General features: G+C 50.3%; 16 protein-coding genes and 1 pseudogene. 3 read left to right on the top strand and 14 right to left on the bottom strand.

Annotated features, from left to right (window positions below; genetic code table 11):
* Nucleotides 1–41: 41 nt before the first annotated feature.
* Nucleotides 42–1,976 (bottom strand): murein transglycosylase, encoded by a 1,935-nt coding sequence (gene sltY / locus AC0IXI_RS03290; protein WP_134184695.1) that lies wholly within the window; start codon nucleotides 1,974–1,976, stop codon nucleotides 42–44.
* 231 nt (nucleotides 1,977–2,207) lie between these two features.
* On the opposite strand from sltY, the gene ettA reads away from it, so the two are divergent.
* Complete coding sequence (gene ettA / locus AC0IXI_RS03285) at nucleotides 2,208–3,875, top strand: energy-dependent translational throttle protein EttA (RefSeq protein ID WP_064513850.1); 1,668 nt, start codon at nucleotides 2,208–2,210, stop codon at nucleotides 3,873–3,875.
* A gap of 44 nt (nucleotides 3,876–3,919) precedes the next feature.
* On the opposite strand, the gene nadR is transcribed toward ettA, so the two are convergent.
* The 3 genes from nadR to serB form a co-directional block, all read right to left on the bottom strand.
* Nucleotides 3,920–5,152 carry a multifunctional transcriptional regulator/nicotinamide-nucleotide adenylyltransferase/ribosylnicotinamide kinase NadR gene (gene nadR, locus AC0IXI_RS03280; protein WP_064513852.1) on the bottom strand — a complete coding sequence of 411 codons (1,233 nt, stop codon included), beginning with the start codon at nucleotides 5,150–5,152 and terminating at the stop codon, nucleotides 3,920–3,922.
* Nucleotides 5,153–5,241: 89 nt separating this feature from the next.
* Nucleotides 5,242–6,624 carry a DNA repair protein RadA gene (gene radA, locus AC0IXI_RS03275; protein ID WP_064513854.1) on the bottom strand — a complete coding sequence of 461 codons (1,383 nt, stop codon included), beginning with the start codon at nucleotides 6,622–6,624 and terminating at the stop codon, nucleotides 5,242–5,244.
* Nucleotides 6,624–7,601 (bottom strand): phosphoserine phosphatase, encoded by a 978-nt coding sequence (serB, locus tag AC0IXI_RS03270; protein WP_064513856.1) that lies wholly within the window; start codon nucleotides 7,599–7,601, stop codon nucleotides 6,624–6,626. Before serB ends, radA begins: the two co-directional genes overlap by 1 nt.
* Nucleotides 7,602–7,720: 119 nt before the next feature.
* On the opposite strand from serB, the gene AC0IXI_RS03265 reads away from it, so the two are divergent.
* Both AC0IXI_RS03265 and lplA read left to right on the top strand, forming a co-directional pair.
* A complete protein-coding gene (locus AC0IXI_RS03265; protein WP_064513858.1) occupies nucleotides 7,721–8,371 on the top strand; it encodes a YtjB family periplasmic protein in 651 nt (216 codons plus the stop codon).
* A gap of 19 nt (nucleotides 8,372–8,390) precedes the next feature.
* Entirely contained in the window at nucleotides 8,391–9,407 is a 1,017-nt protein-coding gene (gene lplA, locus AC0IXI_RS03260) for a lipoate--protein ligase LplA (RefSeq protein WP_471681921.1), read from the top strand.
* Nucleotides 9,408–9,556: 149 nt separating this feature from the next.
* On the opposite strand, the pseudogene AC0IXI_RS03255 reads toward lplA, so the two are convergent.
* The 10 genes and pseudogenes from AC0IXI_RS03255 to osmY all read right to left on the bottom strand — a co-directional run.
* Nucleotides 9,557–9,808: pseudogene (locus AC0IXI_RS03255) on the bottom strand (type II toxin-antitoxin system HipA family toxin YjjJ); the annotation flags it as partial.
* Between the two features lie 139 nt (nucleotides 9,809–9,947).
* Nucleotides 9,948–10,667 carry a purine-nucleoside phosphorylase gene (deoD, locus tag AC0IXI_RS03250; RefSeq protein ID WP_034459469.1) on the bottom strand — a complete coding sequence of 240 codons (720 nt, stop codon included), beginning with the start codon at nucleotides 10,665–10,667 and terminating at the stop codon, nucleotides 9,948–9,950.
* A 141-nt stretch (nucleotides 10,668–10,808) separates the two neighbouring features.
* The gene (gene deoB / locus AC0IXI_RS03245) at nucleotides 10,809–12,032 is read right to left on the bottom strand and encodes a phosphopentomutase (protein WP_413499072.1); all 1,224 of its coding nucleotides are present in this window, start codon (nucleotides 12,030–12,032) and stop codon (nucleotides 10,809–10,811) included.
* Between the two features lie 73 nt (nucleotides 12,033–12,105).
* Nucleotides 12,106–13,425 carry a thymidine phosphorylase gene (gene deoA, locus AC0IXI_RS03240; RefSeq protein ID WP_064513866.1) on the bottom strand — a complete coding sequence of 440 codons (1,320 nt, stop codon included), beginning with the start codon at nucleotides 13,423–13,425 and terminating at the stop codon, nucleotides 12,106–12,108.
* A gap of 59 nt (nucleotides 13,426–13,484) precedes the next feature.
* Nucleotides 13,485–14,264: a deoxyribose-phosphate aldolase gene (gene deoC, locus AC0IXI_RS03235; RefSeq protein ID WP_064513868.1), complete on the bottom strand. Its 780-nt coding sequence runs from the start codon at nucleotides 14,262–14,264 to the stop codon at nucleotides 13,485–13,487.
* Nucleotides 14,265–14,499: 235 nt separating this feature from the next.
* Complete coding sequence (locus AC0IXI_RS03230; RefSeq protein ID WP_064513871.1) at nucleotides 14,500–15,777, bottom strand: NupC/NupG family nucleoside CNT transporter; 1,278 nt, start codon at nucleotides 15,775–15,777, stop codon at nucleotides 14,500–14,502.
* 167 nt (nucleotides 15,778–15,944) lie between these two features.
* Nucleotides 15,945–16,724, bottom strand: coding sequence for a TatD family hydrolase (locus tag AC0IXI_RS03225; protein ID WP_134184701.1), 780 nt, complete (start codon nucleotides 16,722–16,724; stop codon nucleotides 15,945–15,947).
* Nucleotides 16,721–17,791 carry a patatin-like phospholipase family protein gene (locus tag AC0IXI_RS03220; RefSeq protein WP_413499074.1) on the bottom strand — a complete coding sequence of 357 codons (1,071 nt, stop codon included), beginning with the start codon at nucleotides 17,789–17,791 and terminating at the stop codon, nucleotides 16,721–16,723. The genes AC0IXI_RS03225 and AC0IXI_RS03220 overlap by 4 nt, the downstream gene beginning before the upstream one ends.
* A 132-nt stretch (nucleotides 17,792–17,923) precedes the next feature.
* Nucleotides 17,924–18,085, bottom strand: coding sequence for a DUF1328 domain-containing protein (locus AC0IXI_RS03215; protein WP_064513877.1), 162 nt, complete (start codon nucleotides 18,083–18,085; stop codon nucleotides 17,924–17,926).
* A gap of 139 nt (nucleotides 18,086–18,224) precedes the next feature.
* Nucleotides 18,225–18,842 (bottom strand): molecular chaperone OsmY, encoded by a 618-nt coding sequence (gene osmY, locus AC0IXI_RS03210; protein WP_064513879.1) that lies wholly within the window; start codon nucleotides 18,840–18,842, stop codon nucleotides 18,225–18,227.
* Nucleotides 18,843–19,031: the final 189 nt, after the last annotated feature.

The raw sequence follows: 19,031 nt of genomic DNA, 5'->3' as shown, positions 1-19,031 counted from the left end.
CTAATTAACTAGTACGATAGCATAACATGGACACCCCAAAATCAATAACGGCGTTGCCACTCAGTGTCCGTCAGCAACGGTGCGGATTTACCCATGAAGTATTGATAATACGCATCATAAGCCAGCACGTTTTTCACATATCCGCGCGTTTCAGAGAAGGGAATACTCTCAACAAACGCAACTGCATCGATGCGACCGGCACTGTTACCAAGCCAGGTTCTGACTCGACCCGGCCCCGCATTATAAGCAGCTGAGGAGAAGATCCTGTTCTTCTCAAATTGCTGATAGACGGACTGCAAATACGTGGTGCCAATATTGATATTGGTTTCAGGGTCGAGTAACTGAGAGGGGCTGCTGTAACCTGGAATGTTGAAGACTTTCACAGTATGCGCAGCCGTAGCGGGCATAACTTGCATCAAGCCGCTGGCTCCAACAGGTGATTTCACTTTCGGGTTCCAGGCACTTTCCTGACGCGCAATCGCCATTGCATAGCTTTGCGAGATATCTTTATCGCTAACATAACGAGAGAAAACATCCTTATACGCCAGAGGGAAACGTTCCTCCAGATGATCCCAGAGCTTCCCGGCGATCGTTGCCTGTACGCTAAGATCCCACCAGTTTTGATCAAACGCGTAACGTGCCAATCCTTCCTGCTCTGGTTTGCTGCGGCTGGTGATTAAATTAGCCCATTCGCTGCGCGCAGTGTTATCCATCTGCCAGTACATTAACTCGCGCACTCGTGCCATTTCTGGCCCCTGGACCAGCGCAGGATTCACCGCTACCGCTTTGTCTACACGCAACGGGTAGTCTTCCCCTAAACGCTGGGCTGCCACCATTGGGTAAAATCCGCGTTGCTGCATTAAAGAATGCAGAATTTCTTTGGCTTCCGCATCCCGGCCTCGTTCCAACAATAGATCTGCTTGCCAATAGCGCCATTCATCTTTCTCTTTGGCTTCCATCGGTAAACGCGCAAGCCAGGTATTCAGGCCAGTACGATCGCCCGTTCCCAGCGCCATACGTACACGTCTCTCAACTAGCGTCGTGGATTCTGAACGCATAATGGTATCATCGCGCCATGCAGCCTGTTCGGCCGTAACATCATTGCCCATCAAACGCCAGGCGACGGTATCTCTAAGCTCCTGAGCCTGAGAGTCATTAAGTTGCTGCGCTTGCACCAGTGAAGGGATCATCATGCGCGCATTTTCTACGTCATCCCGGGCCACTCGAGTAAAAGCAATTGCCGCAGCCTGACGCGTAAAGTCTGTTGCACCCACGGTTTGCGCAAAAGTCAGCACCGAATTGGGATTGTTTTGCAGAGTTATTAGCGCGCTGGATATGGTCTGATAATCCGCAGGCATTTGGCTTGCGAGGTTGTTGACCAGCGAGGTATTGCCCTCTTTCATCGCCAGGCGAATACGCTCCAGATAGGCCAACGGATCTTGTGTCCCTGAAGAGCGCCACGCCGAGAATAAACGGTCACAGCTTGACGGCAGATTCTTCCCGGTCAGCCATAAATCTTTTGCTCCCGCCCATGCGTCATCCGTCTGGCCGGTGTTCCATTTCGCGTAGTAATAATTACATTTAGATTCAGTCGTGCCCGGCTGCTCAGGGCTAAATGCCAGCAAGCCACGCCAGTCTTCACGACGGGCGAGTTCATTCACAAAGCGTGACTTCAGGGAGCGGGCTGGCGGCAGTGTTGGGTTTGCCTCAATAAAGCGACTAACGACAAGCGTTGGCTCATTCATTAAGTCATCTGTAATCTGGCGATATTCGAGATAAGGATAGAGAGGATAATCCTGCAACGTGGGCATCATTCGCTGCACCACATCCATTTGCTTGCTATCCCACGCTTGTTTGATTTGTGCGTATCGGCTGCGTTGCTCATCGAGCGAATCCGCACGAACTGCATGAGTTAATGCCGCAAGGCTTACAATTGCCACCAGCAATTGTCCCGCGACTTGTTTGGCTTTCCCCACAAGTTCTCCTCACATATTTACAGGCAGCATCATGCCGCCATTAGTTACTTCATGCTAACTCTGCTATTGCTGTTTCGCCACGCCAGAGCACGTTATTTTGGGTATAACACTGTCCAGAGTGTTTCGGGTAACACATCCTACTTCCCCTGCTGGGATTACCTGCTGAAAACGGCTACACTTCGCCTTTGATACGAACCATCTTAAATCACGAAAAAGAGGCGAAGTCGCACTGTGGCTCAATTCGTTTATACCATGCATCGAGTCGGCAAAGTTGTTCCGCCGAAACGTCATATCCTGAAAAATATCTCTCTTAGTTTCTTCCCTGGCGCCAAGATTGGCGTACTGGGTCTGAACGGTTCCGGTAAATCCACGCTGCTGCGCATTATGGCCGGCATTGATACCGACATCGAAGGCGAAGCTCGTCCACAACCAGGACTGAAAATCGGCTATCTGCCGCAAGAACCGCAACTCAACCTTGAACATACCGTCCGTGAGTCGGTTGAAGAAGCCGTGGCTGAAGTGGTTAATGCCCTGAAAGGCCTCGACGAAGTGTATGCTAAATACGCCGAGCCGGACGCCGATTTCGACAAGCTGGCTGCCCAACAGGGTAAGTTTGAAGAAATCATTCAGGCACACGACGGTCACAACCTGAACGTGCAACTAGAACGTGCTGCTGATGCGCTGCGTCTGCCTGACTGGGATGCGAAAATTGCTAACCTGTCCGGTGGTGAACGCCGCCGTGTAGCACTGTGCCGCCTACTGCTCGAAAAACCAGACATGCTGCTGCTCGACGAACCAACGAACCACCTGGATGCTGAATCCGTGGCGTGGCTCGAGCGCTTCCTGCACGACTTCGAAGGCACTGTTGTGGCGATTACCCACGACCGTTACTTCCTCGATAACGTTGCAGGCTGGATTCTGGAACTTGACCGCGGTGAAGGTATTCCGTGGGAAGGTAACTACTCCTCCTGGCTTGAGCAGAAAGACGAACGTCTGGCTCAGGAAGCCTCTTCGGAAGCGGCTCGCCGTAAATCCATCGAGAAAGAGCTGGAGTGGGTACGTCAGGGTGCGAAAGGCCGCCAGTCCAAAGGCAAGGCGCGTCTGGCTCGCTTTGAAGAGCTTAATAACACTGAATATCAGAAACGTAACGAAACCAACGAACTGTTTATTCCACCAGGCGCACGTCTGGGCGATAAAGTCGTTGAGGTTACCAATCTGCGTAAATCCTACGGCGACCGCCTGCTGATTGAAGACCTGACATTCTCTGTACCGAAAGGTGCAATTGTCGGGATCATCGGTCCGAACGGCGCGGGTAAATCTACCCTGTTCCGTATGATGTCTGGCCAGGAACAGCCAGATAGCGGCACCATTGAACTGGGCGAAACCGTCAAACTGGCGTCTGTGGATCAGTTCCGTGATGCAATGGACAACAGCAAAACCGTGTGGGAAGAAGTTTCCGGCGGCCAGGACATCATGCGTGTCGGTAACACCGAAATGCCAAGCCGTGCGTACGTTGGTCGCTTTAACTTCAAAGGCGTCGACCAGGGTAAACGTGTCGGTGAGTTGTCCGGTGGTGAGCGTGGTCGTCTGCACCTTGCAAAATTACTGCAAGTTGGCGGCAACGTACTGCTGCTCGATGAACCAACAAACGACCTGGATATCGAAACCCTGCGCGCGTTAGAAAACGCCCTGCTGGAATTCCCAGGCTGTGCAATGGTTATCTCGCACGACCGTTGGTTCCTGGACCGTATCGCCACGCACATTCTGGATTACCAGGATGAAGGCAAAGTGGAATTCTTCGAAGGCAACTTTACTGAGTACGAAGAGTACAAGAAACGCACCCTGGGTGCGGATGCGCTGGAACCTAAGCGTATTAAGTACAAGCGCGTAACGAAGTAATAAAAATGGGGCGCTTAATGCGCCCCCTTTTTTGACAAGCCCGATTATCCCCGCTCGCCAATCATGTTCTTCACCAAATCAACACAGCGCAAGAAGCGAGAATCGTAGTCAGGTTCTTCTACATGAACGTAGCTGATGTTGTTCTCATCAAGCATCGACACCAAAAGATTCTGGAACGATTTCCTGTCGGTATCACTGCCCAGGCTACGCAAGCCATCGGCTACCCACGGAGTATTGTTTTCCAGCAAAATCACCAGATCAAAGCGGTACTCATCAATCAGCGCCTGCACAAATGGGTGCTCACGCCCTTCATATTTTTTGCAGAATGCCTGAGTGGTGACAAAGTCAGTATCGATAAAAGCGACTTTATTGGCATATTTAACTGCAAAATCAACGTACTGAGCATGGCCAATCGCAATTTTATCATAGTCAGAATATTGCAATGCCATCTCATCGCCACCCAGATGGGAAAAGACATAGTCACGCCCGTATTCCCAGGCGCTGGTCGTGTTGAAAATGTTGGCGAGCTTATTCACCATCCACGACTTACCGCTCGACTCACCGCCCAGAATCGCGACGGTTCGGACAAAGAACGGTTTCACTTCAGTTGGAATGTATTCCCAGTAGCGGAACGGGTTTTCGCGGATCTGCCCACCGCTGATATTCATAAATGTGCGTTTCGGATCAATAAGCACGGTTTCAATACTGAGCTGTTCGATAAAACGTGGTGCATCATTCTCTTCAGAGGTGTAGATACAGTCAGGATTTATGCCTTTGCTTTCCATAAAAGCTTTGATGCCGCGGCTCCAGACATCCCAACCGTGTGGATACGGCTCCATCCCTTCTTCGTTAAATGAATGAATGCGAATGTTTTTCTGGTATTTAAAGGTCTGAAGCAACCAGCGCAGACGGTCACCGGTTGTCGGCTGTTGCGACATGGCACTGTCTTCAAACAGAAGACGATCGCGGGTTTCGTCATAGCCCATGATGATATGTAACTCATCAACCTGGCTTGCGGCGCGTTGAATCAAGTAGATATGGCCGGTATGCAGCGGATAAAACTTTCCGAAGACAACGCCCACTTTTTTCTCACGCCGGGGAAATTCAAGGCCGAGGAAACGATGTAATGCTTCCAGTTTCTGCGCACTTGGACTTTTGATTTTGGCGTTCAGTAACTGGCTAAGATAACCCTTGGTCATGCCGCAGGATTCTGCAACTTGCTGTAGCGTAACGTTCTGCTGACGAATAGCAGTCTTCAGGTACTCAAAAGACGACATGTTGCCTGCTCCTGCAAAATGGGAAATATACCCTAAATCATTCGAGTTGCAGCCAACACTGCTGCAACCTGAATTATGACGGGTATCAATTATAAGTCGTCAAATACCGACAGCGCATCAGCAAGTTTTTTCACCCCGAAGACCTGCATCCCTTCTGGTAATTTTTTCGGCACATTCGCCTGCGGCACAATCGCCCGTTTAAAACCGTGTTTTGCGGCTTCAGAAATACGTTCCTGCCCGCTTGGCACCGGGCGAATTTCACCTGCCAACCCAACCTCACCAAACACCACTAAATCTTGTGGCAGAGCCCGGTTGCGCAGACTTGAAACCATCGCCAGTAAAAGCGCGAGGTCGGCACTGGTTTCGGTAACTTTCACACCGCCAACCACGTTAACAAACACATCCTGGTCAGCCATTTGCAGCCCGCCATGGCGGTGCAAAACGGCCAATAAAATCGCCAGACGGTTTTGTTCCAGGCCAACAGCAACCCTGCGTGGGTTGGACATCATAGATTGATCCACCAGCGCCTGAATTTCTACCAGCAGCGGACGCGTCCCTTCCCACACAACCATCACAGAGCTACCGGGCGTCACTTCATCACCACGACTCAGGAAGATAGCGGAAGGGTTGCTCACTTCACGCAGACCCTGTTCCGTCATGGCAAATACGCCCAGCTCATTCACCGCACCAAAGCGGTTTTTATGGCTGCGCAGGGTGCGGAAACGGGAATCGGCATCGCCATCAAGCATCACCGAGCAGTCGATACAGTGTTCGAGGACTTTTGGCCCGGCAAGTGAACCATCTTTGGTGACGTGGCCGACCATGATAATCGCCACGCCGCGCGTTTTGGCAAAGCGCGTCAGGTAAGCGGCAGACTCACGCACCTGCGCTACGCTGCCCGGCGACGATTGTACGTCGGCCATATGCATCACCTGAATGGAGTCGATTACCATCAGCTTCGGCGCTTCTTCTTCGGCAATCATGCAGATTTGCTCAATGCCGGTTTCCGAAAGCATATTCAGGTTGTTAGTCGGCAAACCTAAGCGGTGCGCACGCATCGCCACTTGTTGCAGCGACTCTTCACCCGTGACGTACAGCGTTTTCATCTGTTCGCTGAGTTTGCACAGTGTTTGCAGCAGCAGCGTGGATTTACCCGCGCCAGGGTTACCGCCAATCAGAATGGCGCTACCCGGCACCACACCGCCGCCCAGTACGCGGTCGAACTCTTTAAAACCGGTAGAAAAACGTGGCAGTTCTTCGAGGCTGATATCAGAAAGTTTTTGTACTTTGCTGACGCCCGCACTGCCGGCATAACCAGATAAACGCTCGTTACGCGCAACTGTCGGAGAGGCGGCAATGCGCACCTCAGTGATAGTGTTCCACGCCTGGCAGGCGCTGCATTGCCCTTGCCAGCGAGGATAATCTGCACCACATTCGTTGCAGACAAATGCACGTTTCGGCGCTTTGGCCATTAGCGTTCTTCCTGAATAAGACTGCCTGAAAGAATACAGAATACACCCATCAAATCAGCATGACGGATGGTGATTTCTGTTTTCTCATTAACCTTCGGTTTCGCGTGATAAGCAATACCCAGCCCGGCAGACAGAATCATCGGTAAATCATTCGCGCCATCACCAATCGCAACAGTTTGTTCGACAGGGATTTCATATTTATCCGCGAGGCGCTTGAGCGTATCTGCTTTGAACTGAGCATCAACAATTTGACCAATAACTTCACCCGTCAGCTTGCCGTCGCAAATTTCCAGCTCATTTGCCACTACTGCATGCAAATGCAGTTTGTCGCGCAGATATTCCGCAAAGAAGGTGAAGCCGCCGGAAGCAATAGCCACTTTCCAGCCTAGCGATTCAAGCTTAAGCACCAGAGAAGTCAGCCCTGGCATCAGTGGCAGTTCATCACGTACCTGGCGCAAAATAGAAGCATTTGCTCCTTTGAGGGTCGCAACACGTTGCTTCAGGCTTGCCGCGAAGTCGAGTTCGCCACGCATCGCGCGCTCCGTCACTTCCGCTACCATTTCACCGGTGCCTGCCAGTTTGGCGATTTCATCAATGCACTCGATTTGAATGGCGGTGGAATCCATGTCCATCACCAGCAGACCCGGCGTGCGAAGATGTGGGATTTTACCCAGCGGTGCGACATCCAGCCCAGCCTCGTGCGCAAGCTTAGTTGCTCGCGGTGTTAATGAACCTGCCAGGCGAATAACCTGATAGTCTTCAACACACCATGCGGTGACGATTACCATCGCCGCACCCAATTTACGTTGGTAGTGATTCAGGCACTCTTTATTCAGATTCCGACCATACAGAAGCCAGCCACTGCGGCCAGCACGGTAATCGAGTGGCATGACTTCATCACCACTTAACGATAGCGGCAACCCAGGCCAGAGAGAGACATCGGTCGGCAGGTCGCACCAGGTCAGACTATTTGGCATCATAACTCCAGAATAAAGATAAAGGCCGGGACAAAACAACGCATGAGGCTACCTTGTCAGAGCCGCTTCTGGCAACATTAAACTGCGCAGTAAAATCGGCAATTTTCCTAAGGTGCATTATGGCTCGGGCAAAAATGAAATTCAGGCTGCATCGTGCAGTGATTGTGCTTATCTGCCTCGCACTTTTAGTCGCGTTGATGCAGGGGGCTTCATGGTTTAGCCAGGGGCACCAACAAGCCCGTAATGTACAGCTTGAAGAGCTGGCCAAAACTTTGGCGCGCCAGGTGAGTTACAACCTGACACCGCTGATGAAATCCGAAAACCCAGATGAGAAAAAGATTTCAGCCGTCCTCAAGTTATTGACCCAAGATAGCCGTATTCTCGATGCGGGCGTTTATGACGATAGCGGCGGCCAAATCGCGCGAGCAGGTGAAGGAATTGGCGTGCGTGACAGGCTGGCGCTGGATGGCAAAAAAGCAGGCAGTTATTTTAATCAGCAAATTGTTCAGCCGATTGAAGATAAAGACGGGCCGGTTGGCTATCTGCGAATCACGCTTGATACCCACACGCTCGCTACCGAAGCTAAACAGGTGGATAACACCACAAATATTTTGCGCCTGATGATGTTGCTGGCACTGGCAATTGGCATTGTGCTGACGCGTACTCTTTTGCAGGGCAAACGCACCCGCTGGCAGCAGTCTCCTTTCCTTCTCACTGCAAATACCGAAGTGAAAGAAGATGAGGAAGAACAGGCTGATAATAAGCCGTAAATAAGAAAGGATTTCTACGATGACTACCTTACGACTACTGATTTCTGACTCTTACGATCCCTGGTTCAACCTGGCCGTAGAAGAGTGTATTTTCCGCCAGATGCCCGCGACCCAGCGCGTACTCTTTTTATGGCGTAACGCAGATACCGTAGTTATTGGGCGGGCGCAAAACCCGTGGAAAGAGTGCAATACCCGTCGCATGGAAGAAGATAACGTGCGCCTGGCAAGGCGCAGCAGTGGCGGCGGCGCGGTTTTCCACGATCTGGGGAATACCTGTTTCACGTTTATGGCCGGGAAGCCTGAATACGATAAAAGCGTATCTACCGCCATTGTGGTGAATGCACTCAATTCACTGGGAATTAGCGCGACTGCTTCCGGGCGCAACGATCTGGAAGTTGCCACTGCTGAAGGGCCACGCAAAGTTTCAGGGTCCGCGTATAAAGAAACCATGGACCGCGGCTTCCACCATGGCACACTGTTGCTCAACGCAGATTTAAGCCGCCTGGCTAACTACCTGAATCCAGATGAGAAAAAACTCCAGGCCAAAGGTATTACCTCAGTACGCGGCCGCGTTACCAATCTTGGCGAGATCCATCCTGGCCTGACTCATGAGCAAATTTGCGATGCCGTGCGCGAATCATTCTTTGCTTATTACGGCGAGCGCGTTGAAGCAGAACATATCTCGCCTGATGCCCTGCCCGACCTCCCTGGGTTTACGGAAATCTTTGCTCGCCAAAGCAGCTGGGAATGGAATTTCGGCCAGGCACCTGCATTCAGTCACTTGCTGGATCAGCGTTTTACCTGGGGCGGTGTTGAGCTGCATTTCGACGTTGAGAAAGGGCATATCACGCGCACGCAAATCTTCACTGATAGCCTGAATCCGGCCCCGCTGGAAGCTCTGGCGGCGCGCTTGCAGGGTTGTTTGTATCGTAGCGATATGTTGCAACAGCAGTGTGAAACGTTGATTGCCGATTTTCCGGAACAAGAAACGGAATTACGCGAGTTGAGCACGTGGATTGCTCAGACGGTGCGCTAAGCGAGCCGTTTAATGCTTGCCTCAACGGTATCAAGTTCTAATGCCATCCCCCTGCATAGCTCGCGAAACGCCTGGCTAATTTCTTGGTTCTGGCTTGCCTCAAGCCAGAATTGCCGTGCAAATATCAGCATTTCCAGCCAGATGTCTCTCGGCCAGATGGGGTACAAGTCACCAAAACGCCAGGCCTGCCCCGCATCATCTATTTGCCACAATGGAAACTGCCGAATCTGACGCACAGGTCTGATCAGGGCATATTGAGTCGCTCTGGCCGCCCCCGCTTTGATTACATCACTTTCAGTATTTACCAGACGTGAAAACGTCGCCTGGCTGACACCCAAACGCTGCCGCAATGAGTTTGCAGTTTGTGGCCCGTGTAGTAATAAATCAGTCAGAGCGCTCATGAGAATAGATTAGTGAATAGATACTTGAATTGATTTATAGCGCTATATATTTGAAAGGTAAAGAAACCGAGGAGAATGAAGGGGTTTGAGTGAATAGATACTATGAACAATAAAGGGTGCCGAAGCACCCTTTTGAATCTTACTCTTTGTCGCCCAGTAACACAGACTCAAGAGCAATCTTGATCATGTCGTTAAAGGTAGTTTGGCGCTCTTCCGCAGTCGTCTGCTCGTGAGTACGGATATGGTCAGATACAGTACAGATAGTCAGTGCCTTAGCACCGAACTCTGCTGCCACGCCGTAGATACCTGCAGCTTCCATTTCCACACCCAGGATGCCGTATTTTTCCATTACGTCAAACATGGTTGGGTCTGGCGTGTAGAACAGGTCCGCGGAGAAGATGTTGCCTACGCGAGCGTCTACGCCCAGCGCTTTAGCCGCATCAACGGCATTGCGAACCATATCGAAGTCAGCGATAGCTGCGAAATCGTGGTCTTTAAAACGCAGACGGTTAACTTTAGAGTCGGTACAAGCGCCCATGCCGATAACCACGTCACGCAGTTTCACATCAGCACGAACCGCGCCGCAAGAACCCACACGAATGATTTTCTTCACGCCGAAATCAGTGATCAGTTCTTTGGTGTAGATGGAGCAGGACGGAATACCCATACCGTGACCCATTACAGAGATTTTGCGGCCTTTATAAGTACCGGTGAAGCCCAACATGCCACGCACGTTGTTCACTTCACGAACATCTTCGAGGAAAGTTTCTGCGATGTGTTTTGCACGCAACGGGTCGCCAGGCATCAAAACGACGTCTGCGAAATCACCCATCTCAGCATTAATATGTGGCGTTGCCATATCTATATCCTTGTTTTAAGAGGTAAACGTCTGGGCGGATAAAACATCTCACCCAAATCTGTAATCCATATACCCTAAATAATTCGAGTCGCAGGTGAGCTTTTTCAGCCAACACCCCTGCGGCTCAAAGAATGACGGGTATTACAGCATGTTCTTACCGTAATCCATCGGAGACGTACCGAAATAGCTAGCAACCGTCTGACCGATATCGGCGAAGGTTTCACGGTGACCTAAAGAACCGGCTTTCACTTTCGGGCCGTAAACCAGCACCGGAATGTGTTCGCGAGTATGGTCAGTGCCTTGCCAGGTTGGGTCACAACCGTGGTCAGCGGTGAGGATTAAAATATCGTCCTCTTTCAGCAGTGCCATCAGTTCTGGCAGACGGCGGTCAAACAGTTCCAGAGCTGCAGCGTAACCCGCTACATCACGGCGGTGGCCGTAAGATGAGTCGAAATCAACGAAGTTGGTGAACACGATAGTGTCGTCGCCCGCTTCTTTCATCTCTTTGATGGTGGCGTCAAACAGCGCATCCAGACCGGTTGCTTTCACTTTTTTGGTGATACCGACTTCAGCATAGATATCCGCAATTTTACCCACGGAAACAACCTGACCATTTTTCTCATCAACCAGTTTTTTCAACACGGTTGGTGCTGGCGGTTCAACAGCCAGGTCATGGCGGTTACCAGTACGCTGGAAGTTACCGGCTTTATCGCCGATAAACGGACGCGCGATAACACGGCCAATGTTGTAGCCACCTTCGGTCAACTCTTCACGTGCGATTTCGCACAGCTCATAAAGTTTATCGAGGCCGTAAGTTTCTTCATGGCAAGCAATCTGGAACACCGAGTCAGCAGAGGTATAGAAAATCGGCTTGCCGGTTTTCATATGCTCTTCGCCCAACTCATCGAGAATCACAGTACCGGATGAGTGGCAATTACCGAGGTAACCTGGCAGGTTTGCACGCTCAACCAGTTTATCCAGCAATTCTTGCGGGAAGCTGTTTTGCGTATCAGAGAAGTAACCCCAGTCAAATAACACAGGAACACCGGCGATTTCCCAGTGGCCAGACGGCGTGTCTTTACCTGATGACAGTTCATGCGCCCAGCCATATGCACCGATAACTTCTGCATTACCGTCCATACCTGCTGGGATTTTGCCGGTAGAGCCTTCGGCGGCTTTCACCAGACCCAGGCGGGTCAGGTTTGGCAAATTCAGTGGCCCTTTACGGCCTTTGTCTGCTTCGCCTTTGGCACAAGCTTCTGCGATGTGCCCGAAAGTATCAGAGCCAACATCGCCAAATTTTGCTGCATCTTCTGTTGCGCCGATACCGAAAGAGTCCAGCACCATAATAAATGCACGTTTCATAATTTCTCCTGCGTCGTTGCGCCTGAAACGCCCGGAGGCGTTTCAAAAAGTGATCAGATCAGTATGCCAGCAATTAGCTAATACGGCGATACACATCTGGCGTTTGTGCCGGTGCGGTCTCGTTAACTTTAATTGCCGCTTTAACAGCACGTGCCGCTTCCTGCCATTGAGCTTCACTTGCTGCATGAATCACTGCCAGTGGACGTGAGGTATCTACACTCTCGCCCAGACGAGCCATGTCGGTAAAGCCAACACTGTAGTCCAGAGAATCAGAAGCCTGACGACGACCACCGCCCATGGAAACAACCGCCATACCTAATGCACGAGTGTCCATCTGATTTACGAAACCAGCACGGTCTGCGAATACAGGTTTGCTCAGAACCGCGGTTGGCAGGTATTTCGCGTAATTTTCGACAAAGTCTGCCGGCCCTTTTTGAGCTGCAACCATACGACCAAATACTTCTGCCGCTTTACCGTTATCCAGCACTGCTTGCAGTTTGGCACGCGCTTCGGCGTCGTCTTTCGCAAGGTTGCCGGAAAGTAACATTTCCACGCACAGCGCCATGGTCACTTCATGCAGACGTGGATTCACGTATTCGCCAGTCAGGAACTGCACGGCCTCACGCACTTCAACAGCATTACCCGCGCTGGATGCCAGCACTTGGTTCATGTCAGTCAGCAATGCCGTGGTTTTAACGCCCGCGCCATTTGCCACGCCAACAATCGCTTCAGCAAGCAATTCGGAAAGCTCGTAAGTTGGCATAAATGCGCCACTGCCCACTTTCACATCCATCACTAGCGCATCCAGGCCTTCTGCCAGTTTCTTCGCAAGAATCGACGCGGTGATAAGCGGAATGGAATCTACGGTCGCGGTAATGTCACGCGTGGCGTAAAAACGTTTATCAGCCGGAGCAAGCGAGTTTGTCTGGCCGATAATCGCCACGCCGACATTTTTGATGATGTCGCGGAAACGGTTATCGTCCGGGAAAATATCAAAGCCTGGGATCGCTTCAAGTTTATCGAGCGTACCACCAGTGTGGCCTAAACCTCGGCCAGAGATCATTGGGATATAACCACCGCATGCCGCCACCATTGGGCCGAGCATCAAGGACGTCACATCACCCACGCCGCCCGTTGAGTGTTTATCAACGATTGGGCCGTTCAGGTTAAGGCTCTTCCAGTCCAACACGGTTCCTGAATCTCGCATCGCCATGGTCAGTGATACGCGTTCAGGCATAGTCATGTCGTGGAAGAAAATGGTCATTGCCAGTGCGGCAATCTGCCCTTCGGAGATGGTGTTATCTCGAATACCATTAATGAAGAAACGAATCTCCTCATCACTTAGAGCATGGCCATCACGTTTTTTACGAATAATTTCTTGAGCGAGGAACAAGGTAACCCCCTGAGTGCATCAGGTGAAATGCGGCGGGGAGCCCGCCGCAAAGGAAGAGATTAGTAAGCGCTTGCGCTTTTGCCGTCGCCATGACCCAGCGCTTTTAACAAGCTCGCGAGCAGGCTGGAAGCACCAAAGCGGTAGTGACGCGAATCAGCCCAGTCAGCACCAAACAGGTCATCAGCGATAGACAGGAACAGCGCTGCATCTTCAGCAGTACGCACGCCACCAGCTGGTTTGAAACCAACAGTTTTTTCAACGCCCATATCACGAATAACTTCCATCATGATGCGTGCGCTTTCAGGTGTTGCGTTGACTGGCACTTTACCAGTAGAGGTTTTGATGAAATCAGCGCCTGCTTTGATAGAGATTTCAGAAGCTTTACGAATCAGCGCTTCTTCTTTCAGCTCACCAGTTTCGATGATGACTTTCAGCAAAACGTTAGCCGCAGCACAGGCTTCTTTACAGGCTTTCACCAGTTCGAAACCAACTTGTTCGTTACCGGCGATCAGCGCACGGTATGGGAAAACCACATCAACTTCGTCTGCGCCATAAGCGATAGCAGCACGAGTTTCAGCCAGCGCGATTTCGATATCGTCGTTGCCGTGTGGGAAGTTGGTCACCGTCGCGATGCGAATATCAGGTGTGCCCTGAGCATTCAGAGTTTTACGCGCGATTGGAATGAAGCGCGGGTAGATACAAATAGCTGCGGTGTTGCCCACTGAAGTTTTTGCCTGATGACAAAGTGCGATCACTTTTTCATTAGTGTCATCGTCATTCAGAGTGGTCAGATCCATCAGTTTCAGGGCGCGCAGGCTGCTTGCAGTTAAATCGGTCATAACATTCTCCAACAAAAGATATAGAATCAGTTGCGATGTTATAATTATAACATTCACAACCCTGATGGTTTTGCGGATAGCTTCACAAAAGCCACGATGAAATTACATAATTTGTACAGTATATGTGATTTAACAACGAGTGATAACGGAAAAGTCATCGCCAGATATAAAAAATGGCCGGCGCAAGCGCCAGCCATTGATTTCACAGAGATGTTATAATTTTAACATCTCTTTTTTATAATGACAGGAAGACCCCGGCAATTGTGGCACTCATCAGGTTTGACAATGTACCTGCTGCTACAGCCTTAAGACCTAACTGGGCAATATCATGACGACGGTTTGGAGCCATGCTTCCAAGTCCACCAATCAGGATAGCGATAGAAGAAAGGTTAGCAAAACCACACAGAGCGAAGGAGATAATTGCTTTGGTGTGATCTGACAGAACTTGCAGACCTGCTGCCGCTACAGTCGCGTCATCTTTCAGGTATTCCCCGAAGTTCAGGTACGCCACAAATTCGTTGATGATTAACTTCTGGCCGATGAAGGAACCAGCAACGTTAGCTTCACTCCACGGTACACCGATAACCCATGCCAGCGGTGAGAACACCCAGCCGAGAATCAGTTCCATAGACAGTTGCGGATAGTTGAACCAACCACCAATGCCAGAAAGCATACCGTTAAGCAGTGCAATTAAAGCAACAAACGCCAGCAGCATTGCGCCCACGTTCAGAGCCAGTTGCATACCAGAAGCTGCACCTGATGCCGCAGCATCCAGCACGTTTGCCGGGCGGTCTGGATCATTTTTCAAAGAGTCCAGTTCAGGTGAGTCGTTTGGCGTTTCGGTCTCAGGCAGGATAATTTTGGCGAACAGTAACCCGCCAGGGGCTGCCATAAATGAAGCGGCAATCAGGTACTCTAGTGGCACGCCCATTTGCGCGTAACCTGCCAGTACTGAACCTGCAACAGAAGCCAAACCACCACACATTACAGCGAACAGTTCTGAACGCGTCATAGTGGCGATATAAGGACGAACAACCAGCGGAGCTTCAGTCTGACCAACAAAGATATTTGCTGTTGCAGACAGAGATTCTGTACGGGAAGTCTTCAGAATCTTGCGCAGACCACCGCCGAGAATACGAATAACAAACTGCATAATGCCAAGGTAGTACAGCACAGCAATCAGTGAGGAGAAGAAGACAATAATTGGCAGAACACGCAGTGCGAAAATAAATCCGCCGCCGCCAAAGACTTCGAACATTTTGTCTGAAACTAAGCCACCGAACAGGAAGGAAATACCGGCGTTACCGTAACCAATTACGTTAGCGACCCCTTCGGACATAGCGAGCAGAACCTGGCGACCGACCGGAACATACAGGATTAGCGCCCCGATACCGACCTGAATAATCCATGCACCTAAAACAGTACGCAGATTAATTGCTTTGCGATTACTGGAAAGTAGAACGGCGATCAGCAGCAGAACGATCATGCCGATCAATCCCATGAGTAGTTGCATACAGAATCCCTGTGTATTGAATGAAAAAGGAAAGCGAGCTAAAAAACCTTAGTGAGGCGGGATTATAACGGCAGGGAGGCCAGTAAATGGAATGGCAATCACGTATTTATAGACATTCACGGAAACGTTTGTCTTATTAAGTGAGCCAAGTCACATTTTGTTACTTACTATTTCATTGCAAATAATTCATTGCAGTTATTAATGATCGCATTCGCGATAACTTCGGGAGATTCTGAACGCAGTGTAGAAAGTGTCTGAAAAACATTAACAATGCGTTCCGGGCGATTCGGCTGCCCCTGCCAGCCGTTAAGCGGCATATCAGGTGCATCCGTTTCCAGTACCAGCGCGCTAAGGGGTAAGCGCGCCATAACATCTCGCGTTTTGCTAGCACGTGGGTAAGTAATCGTGCCACCCACACCAATTTTGTAACCCATCGCCACAAAACGCTCGGCCTGTTGCAGGCTCCCCGAAAAACCATGTACCACACCAGTGCGCGGTAAATTATGACGCTTCAAATGCGCGGCAAGTTTGTCGTGCGTGCGACGTGAATGGAGAATCACAGGTAAGTCATAACGTTTTGCCAGTTTTAGCTGCGCATCCAGCATCGCTTCTTGTTTATCAAAAAGCGGATTTTCCATATAAAGATCGAGTCCTATCTCACCGATAGCCACTAATTTTTCCGGCCGCTGTTTAAGGTAATGCTCAAGCAGCGCTAAAGACGCATCCTGATGCTTGTGAATCACTATTGGATGCAAACCGACTGCGGCATATAGCGCCGGGTAATTGTCTGCCAGCGCCAGCACCGTGTTAAACCGGTCAGCTTCGATTGCCGGAACAATGATTTTTGTTACGCCCGCTTGCGCCGCGAGGGCAATGCTGTTGGCTTCATCATCGCTAAACGGCGGAAAGTCGAAGTGACAATGGGTATCGTAAAACGTCATCGTCACGCCGTATCTTCGTTATTGAAAGTGGAGTCGTTAGCTTCTGGTGTTTCAATCACCGCTTTAGACAATGGCTCAGTGACCACGGCTTGCGGAACGACCACCGGCCCCGGAACGACAATACGCGGAAGGTGGCGTTTTATTGGCGGCTTATCCGAGAGCAATTTCCCGATGGTTGCGAGGAAGTAGCGTCCGCATAAACGTCCAGTTTTATAGTCGGTATTTAGCGCGGGCAATCGGCTTCCCAATGCAGAGCTCATCAATGGTTTCGGTGGGTAAATCTCGAAGATACGCAGTTTACCTGGCGGCTTTTCAATGAAGTTCTGAATCTCGCGATAGCTGGCTTCATGGTGATGTACCAGGTTTAATAAGGGCTGCAGGCTGCTGTCGCCAAGCCAACGCTCCATACGTTTAAACCATTCAGGTGTGTAATACATTTGCGAAGGGACGGTGCGAATTACGACCAAAGTATCGGCCCCCAGGCGCACAGCTTCTCTCACCGGTACCGCATCGCTTATTCCCCCATCCTGGTAACCGATGCCGTCAATCTCCACCCCGCTACGGTAAAAGCCTGGAATCGCGCTTGAGGCTTTCAGAAGATTCAGCCATGTGCCGCTGTCCGGGGAAAAATATCCCGGCGTGTAGTCATCGCTGCGACAAGCGCACATATAGAACGCTTTACCAGACTCAAACATTTTTTCTGCAGTGCCCATCGAGAGCGGAATTTTTGCTGAGGTGGATTCCACAAGCCAATCGAGATCGATGAGATGCCCGCCACGCACAAAGCGCAGAGGATCAAAAAATTCGCGAGTTGTCGTAAAACGAGTGATCACTCTTCTGGCATAACCCGGCTGGTTACAAACATAAGCTGAAAGGTTTTGCGCACCGGCAGAAGTGCCTAAGAAGAGGTCAAACGGGTTGAAATTAGCGCGCATAAATTCGTCCAGCACGCCGGCTGTGAATATCCCACGCTGCCCGCCACCTTCACAAACAATGGCGAGTTTTCCGGGACGAAACTTTGGAAGCGCAAGCGGCGAAATATTGCCGAGCGTTACGGGTATTCTTTGTCCCACCCTGCTTTCCTTAATCTAAAGGATATTTATTATTAGATATTGGTTATTTGTTAGTCGCTTAAAAACGCGAGAGCCAGTCTAAATAGACTGGCTCTCTGGTCTGTCTCTAAATGTTATAGCACGTAAATATTGCTATGGGCGTTTTCGACCCATAAACAGGCTAACCAAGAACAGAATAATACCTACCACGAAGACAATTTTTGCTGCACCTGCCGCAGTACCCGCGAGAGTACCAAAACCCAGTGCTGCTGCAATCAACGCAATGACCAGAAAAATAATGCCCCAACGAAACATAAGCTTCTCCTTAACCATAATGAACCCGAATCGCTTCTGGATGAGTGCCAGATACACACTCATTGGCGATATTGAGTAACGATGTTGCTGACCTACTCCCCCGGCATTACACCGAAGGAGAAAGTTTCTATATGCCCTGTTACTTCACTTTCAGGTCGTTTTTGACGCTTTTCACGCCATCAACTGCTTTAGCGATACTTTCGGCTCGAGCAGACTGTGCATTCGATTCCACGGTACCGGATAGCTGTACAACACCTTCAGTGGTTTCCACTTTCACGTGACGTGAAGGGACGATGTCATCAGCTAAAAGTTTAGCTTTAATTTCGCTAGTGGTCGCAGTATCGCCTGCATAACCGCTGACAGATTTATCAGACCCGTTACGCACATGAAGTTTGTCGCTCACGGAAGAAACCCCTTCCACGCCTTTTGCGACAGTTACGGCCTGTTCGGCCTGCGCCTGGCTTTCAACAAAGCCACTGAGCGTTACCACTTTCTTGTCGGTTTTCACGGAGATATCGGTACTCTTGATATTGTCATGATCGACCAGGGCGGCTTTCACTTTCGCCGTGATACTGCTGTCATCCATGAAATTACCGACGTCTTTTACGGAGCTATCAATTTTTTCGCCTGCTGTGTCCGCTGTCGATTCGGTTTTGTTAAGCATCTTGTCTTCTGCTAAAGCGCTACCGCTTGCCAGCACAGAGCCAAGAACAACAGCTAACAGAGTTTTAGAAATCTTAGTCGTAGTCATAGTCATCGATTAATTCCTATAGTTTTGCTCACTATTTGAGCACAAGCCTTCAGGTACCGGCTTTCCTTAAACATCAGGCCAAGTGGTACGGCCTAAAAATTTTGCGATCAGTTTTTAATAGCGCCAGGAAAATTGAGTACGAATGAACCCGCCAGAAATCTTCATTTACGTGGCATTTTCAACCAACCAATTTGT

It is taken from the genome of Buttiauxella sp. AC038 (assembly GCF_979253565.1).
The sequence above is the reverse complement of the archived record's forward strand: the minus strand, read 5'-3'. Positions and strand labels throughout refer to the sequence as shown.

Excerpts from the sequence above, each read along its gene's own strand:
- nadR (WP_064513852.1), bottom strand. The coding sequence starts at position 5,152 with ATGTCGTCTTTTGAGTACCTGAAGACTGCTATTCGTCAGCAGAACGTT.
- radA (WP_064513854.1), bottom strand. The coding sequence starts at position 6,624 with ATGGCCAAAGCGCCGAAACGTGCATTTGTCTGCAACGAATGTGGTGCA.
- serB (WP_064513856.1), bottom strand. The coding sequence starts at position 7,601 with ATGCCAAATAGTCTGACCTGGTGCGACCTGCCGACCGATGTCTCTCTC.
- AC0IXI_RS03265 (WP_064513858.1), top strand. The coding sequence starts at position 7,721 with ATGGCTCGGGCAAAAATGAAATTCAGGCTGCATCGTGCAGTGATTGTG.
- lplA (WP_471681921.1), top strand. The coding sequence starts at position 8,391 with ATGACTACCTTACGACTACTGATTTCTGACTCTTACGATCCCTGGTTC.
- deoD (WP_034459469.1), bottom strand. The coding sequence starts at position 10,667 with ATGGCAACGCCACATATTAATGCTGAGATGGGTGATTTCGCAGACGTC.
- deoB (WP_413499072.1), bottom strand. The coding sequence starts at position 12,032 with ATGAAACGTGCATTTATTATGGTGCTGGACTCTTTCGGTATCGGCGCA.
- deoC (WP_064513868.1), bottom strand. The coding sequence starts at position 14,264 with ATGACCGATTTAACTGCAAGCAGCCTGCGCGCCCTGAAACTGATGGAT.
- AC0IXI_RS03230 (WP_064513871.1), bottom strand. The coding sequence starts at position 15,777 with ATGCAACTACTCATGGGATTGATCGGCATGATCGTTCTGCTGCTGATC.
- AC0IXI_RS03215 (WP_064513877.1), bottom strand. The coding sequence starts at position 18,085 with ATGTTTCGTTGGGGCATTATTTTTCTGGTCATTGCGTTGATTGCAGCA.
- osmY (WP_064513879.1), bottom strand. The coding sequence starts at position 18,842 with ATGACTATGACTACGACTAAGATTTCTAAAACTCTGTTAGCTGTTGTT.